6 protein-coding genes are annotated in these 8084 nt (G+C 66.3%); all 6 read left to right on the forward strand.

Annotated elements, in window-relative coordinates; translation table 11 throughout:
• The first annotated feature begins 16 nt into the window (after positions 1–16).
• The gene (locus VFW84_RS15375; protein WP_329681346.1) at positions 17–961 is read left to right on the forward strand and encodes a tRNA dihydrouridine synthase; all 945 of its coding nucleotides are present in this window, start codon (positions 17–19) and stop codon (positions 959–961) included.
• 75 nt (positions 962–1036) lie between these two features.
• Positions 1037–1870, forward strand: coding sequence for a trypsin-like serine protease (locus VFW84_RS15380; RefSeq protein WP_329681341.1), 834 nt, complete (start codon positions 1037–1039; stop codon positions 1868–1870).
• A gap of 101 nt (positions 1871–1971) precedes the next feature.
• A complete protein-coding gene (ylqF, locus tag VFW84_RS15385) occupies positions 1972–2931 on the forward strand; it encodes a ribosome biogenesis GTPase YlqF (RefSeq protein WP_329681342.1) in 960 nt (319 codons plus the stop codon).
• Between the two features lie 13 nt (positions 2932–2944).
• Positions 2945–4912 carry an ATP-dependent helicase gene (locus tag VFW84_RS15390; protein ID WP_329681343.1) on the forward strand — a complete coding sequence of 656 codons (1968 nt, stop codon included), beginning with the start codon at positions 2945–2947 and terminating at the stop codon, positions 4910–4912.
• A 30-nt stretch (positions 4913–4942) separates the two neighbouring features.
• On the forward strand, positions 4943–6397 hold the full coding sequence (locus VFW84_RS15395) for an NYN domain-containing protein (RefSeq protein WP_329681344.1): 1455 nt from the start codon (positions 4943–4945) through the stop codon (positions 6395–6397).
• A 138-nt stretch (positions 6398–6535) separates the two neighbouring features.
• A partial coding sequence (locus VFW84_RS15400; RefSeq protein WP_329681345.1) for a PAS domain S-box protein occupies positions 6536–8084 on the forward strand: 1549 nt, incomplete at its 3' end.

Genomic DNA, 8084 nt, shown 5'->3' on the forward strand with positions numbered 1-8084 from the left:
TGTACACTCCCGCCCGATGATCGTTCTCGCCCCCATGGAAGGGCTGCTGGATTGCTCCCTGCGTGACGTGCTCACCCGTGTCGGTGGCGTGGATCGCTGCGTCTCGGAGTTCATCCGCATCACCGACACCCTGCTGCCCGATCGCGCCTTCCGGCGCATCGTGCCCGAGCTCGACCACGGCGGGCGCACCTTCTCCGGCGTGCCCGTGCGCGCCCAACTGCTGGGCTCCGATCCCGCCTGCCTGGCCGACAACGCCGCCCGACTGGCCTCCCTGGGCCCCGCAGGCATCGACCTGAACTTCGGCTGCCCCGCCAAGGTCGTCAACCGCCACGGTGGTGGCGCCGCCCTGCTCGACAGCCCCGAGCTGATCCACCAGATCGTGAGCGCCGTGCGTCGTGCCGTGCCGTCCGACATGCCGGTATCGGCCAAGATGCGTCTGGGCTTCAACGACGACCGACGCGCCGAAGAATGTGCCCAGGCCATTGCCGAGGCCGGCGCCAGCGAGCTGGCCATCCACGCCCGCACCAAGGCCCACGGCTACCGCCCGCCCGCGTACTGGGACCGCATCGCCGACGTGCGTGCCCAGGTCGCCATCCCGGTGATCGCCAATGGCGAGATCTGGACGGTGGACGACGCCATCCGCTGCATGGACCAAAGTGGCTGCGATGCCCTCATGCTGGGGCGCGGCATGGTGGCGGATCCGGGCCTGGCCCTGGCCATCGCCAGCCACCAGCGCCGCGGCGAGGCGCACGTCGTGCCTTGGCAGGAGCTGCGGCCCCTGCTGACGGTCTACTGGGGCCTGATCGCCAGCCATGTCGTGCCCAAGTACCGCCCTGGCCGCATCAAGCAGTGGCTCAATTACCTGCGTCGGCGCTACCCCGAGGCCGAGGCCGCCTTTCAGGAAGTCCGCACCCTGTCAGATTCCCGGCAGGTGGAAGGCTGGTTGGCCCTGGCCACGTAAAAATTTGTTCTACCCCTGGCCCATGCGGGATAACGCGCTCCACGGCACGTGGTGAGGTGCGGACAATGTCACACCATGATGACGTACCACGCCCCTCTCCTGCGCATTGCCCCCCTGGCCCTGGCTGCCGCCTTGTGGAGCACCTCCCCGGCCCACGCCCTGGTCAACGGCACCGACACCAGCAGTTTCAGCGCCGTGGGCGCCGTCGGTGGCGCCACCGGTGTGCTCATTGCCGACAACTGGGTGCTCACGGCCGCCCACGTCGCCAACGGCATCGGCGCCAGCACCATCAGCTTCGAGTCCCTGCTCGGCTCATCGCTCATCGACGGGGTCTATACCTTCACCAGCGACGCGTTCCCGAACAACGACATCGCCTTGCTGCATCTGGCCACGGCCATCGACGCGGACACGCCCATCCTCAACGACAAGGTCATCAAGGCCAGCCAGGCCACGTCCCTGGGCACCTTGACCATCGCCACAGCGCAAAACCAGTCGCCCAATGGCGTGGGCACGACCACCGCCATCACCGCCAAGCCCAGCTACACCGACAGCAGCAGCGGCACCAGCTACACGGTCAACTGGCTCATCACGAACGGTCCGGCCTACGTCGAAGGCGGTGACAGCGGCAGCGCCCTGTTCAAGGGGGCCGTCAGCGACAGTGGGGGTTCGCTGCTGCTCGGGGTGGCCTCGGCTTCACTGACCGATGCCTTCGGCAACCCCGAATCGGCCTTTGTTCAGGTGGCCAGCTACAAGAGCTGGATCGACAGCACCATGGCCTCGTCGGGCCAGCAGGCCCGGTGGCTGTCCTCTCCCGTGCCCGAGCCGTCCACGGTGTCCCTGTTCGCCGTCGCCGGCTTGCTGGCGCTGGGCCACCGCGGGGCTCGCGCCCTGCGTCGATCCGCCAGTTGACCGGGTCGAACGCGCAGATCGGGTGCGTTTTCTCCGCCTGAGCGTGCGGAGCCAGGCCATCGTGCGGTATCGTCTCGGCCTGGACAAGAAAGCACACACCGATGGCCATCCAATGGTTCCCCGGTCACATGAACGTGACCAAGAAAGCCATCATCGAGCGCATCAAGGACATTGATGTCGTGATCGAGCTGCTGGACGCCCGACTGCCGGGCTCCAGCGCCAACCCCATGCTGGCGCAACTCACCGGCCACCGGCCCAAACTCAAGGTGCTCAACAAGCAGGACCTGGCCGATCCTGAGCGCACCGCCGCCTGGCTGGCCCACTACAACGCGCAAAGCGAGACCCAGGCCATCGGCCTGGACGCCAGCGAGACCTCGCCCGCCCAGCGCCTGATCAAGGCCTGCCGCGAGCTCGCCCCCCACCGCGGTGGCATGGTCAAGCCCCTGCGCGTGCTGATCTGCGGCATCCCCAATGTGGGCAAATCGACCCTGCTCAACACCCTGGTGGGCAAGAAGGCCGCCAAGACGGGCGACGAGGCCGGCATCACCCGCATCGAGCAGCGCATCAACCTGGCCGACGACGTCTACCTCTTCGACACGCCCGGCATGCTCTGGCCCAAGATCACGGTCGAGAAAAGCGGCTACCACCTGGCCGCCAGCGGCGCCGTGGGCCGCAACGCCTACGACGAGGAAGAAGTCGCCCTGGAGCTGCTGGCCAGCCTCAAGGGCCCCTACCCGCATCTGCTGGCCACACGCTACAAACTCGATGACGTGGCGGCCATCCCGGCCCTGCATGACGAGGTCCTGCTCACCGAGATCGGCCGCAAGCGCGGCGCCGTGATGAGTGGCGGGCGCGTCAACCTGACCAAGGCTGCCGAGATCGTGCTCAACGACTTCCGCAGCGCCATCCTGGGCCGCATCACCCTGGAAACCCCCGAAGAGTTCATGCGGTGGTGGGCGGCAGGAGAGGCCCTGGAGGCAGAGCGCCAGAAAAAGAAGCTGCTGCGCTCGGCCAAGGGCAAGGCCCGCCAGGCCCTGCTGGACGACACCGCAGAGGATTGAGAGCGCACCCTCCATGACCGACGTGGTCTTCCAGCCCAAGGGCATCACGCCCACCCCCGAACAGCGGGCCATCCAGTTGGAGAAGCACCGCTGCGTCATCGTCGAGGCCAATGCCGGTGCAGCCAAGACCACCACGCTGGCCCTGCGTCTGGCGCAAGCGCTGGCGCGAGGTGCCTCGCCCGAGCACATCCAGGTCCTGACCTACACCGAGGCCGCCGTGCAGGCCCTGCAGACGGCCCTGGAGCGCATCGGCCTGCCCGCCGCCCAGCGCAAGCCCCTGCGCATCCAGACCTTCGATGCCTTCTGTGCCGCGCGCCTGCTCAGCGTGGAAGGCCCGGGCGTGCGCTTTCATGACCACCCTGAGCAGCTCAAGCATGCCGTGCTGCTGGCGCTCGACCGCGTCATGGCCAATCCCGACGAGCGCCACCGCGAAGAATTCGCCGTCGAAGGCTCGGGGGAAGGCGCCGTGGAAGGCCTGCTGGCCTCCTTCACCCGACTCAAGGGCACGCTGCAACTGACGCTGGAAGCGGCGGATCAGAACCTCACCCCCACCCTGGCCAACGAACTCGGGCACGACTACCTCACGCTCAAGGTTTTTCGGGCTTACGAGCACCTGCGCAGGGGCGGCCACCCTGACCGTTTCGACTTCCGCGCGCCGGGCGACGCCACCTACGATCTGGCCCGCATGCTGTTGAGCGACGACGGTTTCCTGGAAGGCGAGCACCCCATGGCGCTGGGCCTGCACCTCGTGCTGGTCGACGAGATGCACGACACCAACCGCGCCATGTTCACGGTGCTGCAGCACCTGCTGCGCCAGAACCCCGCTGTGTTCGTGGGCGTGGGCGACCGCGATCAGGTCATCCACGCGGTGGCCGGCGCCGATGCACGCTTCATGGGTGAGGACTTCGCCCTGGAAATCGGTACACCTCAGCGCCTTCCGCTGACCGCGTCCTACCGCTTTGGCGCCACCCTGGCCACCCACGTGGGGCGTCTGGCAGGCAAGGACTGTGTGTCGGCACGACCGGTGGACACCGTGGTGCACCTGACGCGCTACGAGCAACCCAAGGAGGCCCACTGGCACATCGCCCAGGTCATCGCCCAGCGCACCGGGCTGTCCCCCCAGTCATCGCTGTCGGAGCTGGCCATCCTGCTGCGCCAGCCCCACCAGTCGGTCGATCTGGAGAACCACCTGCTCGACAAGGGCGTGGACTACCGCACCGTGGGTTTTGACACCTACCTGATGCGACCCGAAGTGCTCTTCGTGCGCGGACTGATCGCCCACGTCCGCGACGAGTTCGCCGCCATCGAACAGGTGCAAACACGCGAGCGTGTGCTGCGCGCCTTGCTGCTGTTTTGCAACTCCTTCGTCGACAGCGGGGACGGCAGTGATGACACCGACCCCGACGCACGCCAACTGGCCACCGACAAGGCGGTCAAGGACGTGGCCAGCCAGCCCCATCTGGCCACCTACTTCGTCGAGAACCACGTCTTTCGCAATGCCTCGCCGCACACGCGCCGCCAGGTCTACGCCGCGCTGGACGTGCTGCGCGACAACACCACCGACCGCCTGCTGGAGCAGTTCACCGAGGCCCTGGCGCCCCAGCGACTGGCTGCCCGCGTGATGGTGCGCAGCGAAGACATCGAACAGGTCAAGGCCAACATCCAGGGTCTGATGGCCTCGGCCGCCACGTTTGACAGCATCGAATCCTTCTTCCGCGCCATGAACAGCCGCGAGCTGCGCCAGCAGGCCATGCGCGGCAAGGACCGTGTCGTGCTCTCCAGCATCGAGGCCGCCAAAGGCCTGGAGTACGATCACGTGTTGCTGCCCGGTCTCAACCGTGGCGAATTCGCCCTCGGCGGCAACACGACCGACAACCGCAACCTGCTCTATGTGGGCATGACGCGCGCCCGCAATCAACTGACGGTGCTGTACGACGCCAGCCGCCCCAGCAAATACCTCTTCGACGCAGGGCTGCTCTGACGCACGCCCTCGCCCTCACCAGGACCCCCCATGGCCACCCCTCAAGACCACATCAGCATGGCGCTGTTCTGCGACTTTGAAAACGTCGCACTCGGCGTACGCGACGCCAACTACGAAAAGTTCGACATCAAGCGCGTGCTCGAACGCCTGCTGCTCAAGGGCAGCATCGTCGTCAAGAAATCCTATTGCGACTGGGAGCGCTACAAGGGCTTCAAGGCCACCATGCACGAGGCCAACTTCGAGCTCATCGAGATCCCCCACGTGCGCCAGTCGGGCAAGAACTCGGCCGACATCCGCATGGTCGTGGACGCGCTGGACCTGTGCTACACCAAGGCCCACGTCAACACTTTCGTGATCATCTCGGGTGACTCCGATTTCTCGCCCCTGGTCTCCAAGCTGCGCGAGAACGCCAAGTATGTGATCGGCGTGGGTGTCAAGCAGTCCACCTCGGACCTGCTGATCGCCAACTGCGACGAGTTCATCTTCTATGACGATCTGGTGCGCGAGAGCCAGCGCCAGGACGCCCGCCGCAACAACCAGCAGGGCAACCAGAACGCCGTCAAGCGCTCACCCGAAGAAGAAAAGCGCCGCCGCGACGAGGTCGAGGCCCGCCGCATCAAGGCCGTCGAGATGGCCGCCGAAACCTACGAAGCCCTGGTCACCGACCGAGACGAGGGCGGCCGCATCTGGGCCTCGGTGCTCAAGGAGGCCATCAAGCGCCGCAACCCGGGCTTCAACGAGAACTACTACGGCTTCCGCACCTTCGGCAACCTGCTGGAGTTCGCACGCCTGCGCGGCCTGCTGGAGTTCGGACGCGACGAGAAGTCTGGCTCCTTCGTGTACCGCAGCATGGGCGGTGTCACCCCGGTGGACACCAACCTGATCGACGCGGGTGACACGTCGGAGCGCGCCCTCACCGAAGAGCGCAGCCCCCGCCCCCCGCGCGATGAATCGCGGGACCGTTCGCGGGGACGCGGCCGAGATCGTGATCGCGACCGTGGTGAGCGCCAGGCCGAATACACGCCCGAGCCCCTGGAGAGCACCCCTCAGACCGCAGCGGTCGAGCCCGAAGCGCCCTCGGAGGCTCGGTCTGAAGGGCGATCGGCGGGTGAATCACGTCGACGCAACCGAGGCGGTCGCCGCAGCTCAGGCAAGGGTGAGTCCACCACGCCAGAGCCCACGACGGCGCCTGTCGCCGCCGAGCCCAAGCCCGTGACGTCGGAGTCCTGGTATGAGCCTCTGGACAGCGACGAGGTCGACATGAGCACCTCGACACCGGCCACCGAACCCGACACGACACCCGCCGTGTCTGACCCGAACCAGAGCGAAGCCGCTGCCAAGCCGTCGCGCAGCCGTCGCCCCCGTCAAGCCGCCGCCAAGACGGCTGGCAAGACCGCGGCCAAAACGGCCACCGACGCCGGGGCCAAGACCGCCGCCGCCCCCAAACCCGCCAGAAAGCGCGCGCCCAAGGCCGAACAGGCCTGATCCCGAGCCCACCCCCCAGCGGACATGCTGAGGGTGGGCCCTTTCGCTTGACAAATATCAAGCCAAGGTCAACGATCCGGTCAGCACTGCATGGCGGCGTACGTCGACGTACCCAGCACAAGCGGGCCTCAGGGACCTATGGATCTGTTGACCTCATTCTTCGGTCGCAACGGCTTTCTGCCGCACGGCTACTGCTTCACCTGGTCGCCGGGACTGCTCTGGTCCATGGTGGGTGCCGACGCGCTCATTGCCATCGCCTATTTCTCCATCCCCTTGGCGATGATCCACTTCATCCGCCAGCGCGATGTGGGCAGCCATCGCTGGGTGGCCTGGCTCTTTTGCGGCTTCATCTCCGCCTGCGGCCTCACGCACCTGATGGACATCTGGACCATCTGGCAGCCCGACTACGCCGCGCAGATGATCACCAAGGTCCTGACAGCGGCCATCTCGGTGGTCACGGCCGTGGGGCTGTGGTTCCTGATCCCCAAGGCACTCAAGATCCCGACCGTGGCGCAACTGCAATCGCTCGTCGCGTCCCTTGAAACCGAGGTGAAACGGCGCAAGAGCGCGGAGGCCCATCTGCTCGACATCGAGCAAAGCCTGGCCGTGACCCTGGACAGCATTGGTGCCGGTTTCATCGCCACGGATGAGCAAGGCCACGTCACACGCATGAACGCGGTGGCCGAGCGCATCACCGGCTGGCCGGAGGACGAGGCCCGCGGCCAGCTGATGTGGAAGGTCTTTTGTGAAGAAGGCCGGCCTGCCGAGGTGGAGGCATCGAATCCCGTGGAGGAGATGATCCGCCAATGCGTCACGGTGAACACCACCCTGCGCGTCGTGGCCCTGGCACGCGATGGCACCGCCACCGCCCTGGAACTCCAGGCCGCCCCCATGCGCCGAGATGATGGGACGGTCTGTGGTTTGGCCATGGTGCTGCGAGACCTGACCCAGCAGAACCGGGCGGAAGCCGAACTGCACCGGCTTGCCGCCATCGTCGAGTCCTCTAGCGACGCCATCATCGGCAAGACACTGGATGGACGCATCGTCACGTGGAACCACGCCGCTCAGGTGCTGTTTGGCTACACACCCGAAGAAGCCATCGGGCGCTCCGTGCAGATGCTGATCCCGCCTGACCGGGTGGCCGAAGAAATGGGCATCCTGTCCAACCTGGCCCATGGCAAGAGTGTGGCGCCCTTCGACACGGTTCGCCGCACCAAGGATGGCAGGGACATCGAGGTCTCGATCGCCATCTCCCCCATCCGTGATGAAATGGGCCGCATCATCGGCGGCTCCAAGATCGCGCGCGACATCTCCCAGCAGCGTCAGGCCGAGGAGACCCGGCTCAAAGCCGAACGACTGGAGACCGAGAACCGCCAGATCCAGGAGGCCAACCGGCTCAAGAGCCAGTTTCTGGCCAATATGTCGCACGAGTTGCGCACGCCGCTCAACGCCATCATCGGCTTTGCCGACCTCATGCATGCGGGTGCGGTCCCTGTGAGTTCCCCCAAGCACCGCGAGTTTCTGGGGCACATCGGCAACAGTGGTCGCCACCTCCTGCAGCTCATCAACGATGTGCTCGACCTCTCCAAGATCGAGTCCGGCAAGTTCGAGTTCTACCCGGAGCCCGTGGACCTCCACACCCTGGTCAACGAGGTATGCAGCGTGATGCACACCTCGCTGCAACGCA

Origin of the sequence: Aquabacterium sp. (assembly GCF_036279655.1) — a bacterium.
GTDB lineage: Bacteria > Pseudomonadota > Gammaproteobacteria > Burkholderiales > Burkholderiaceae_C > Aquabacterium.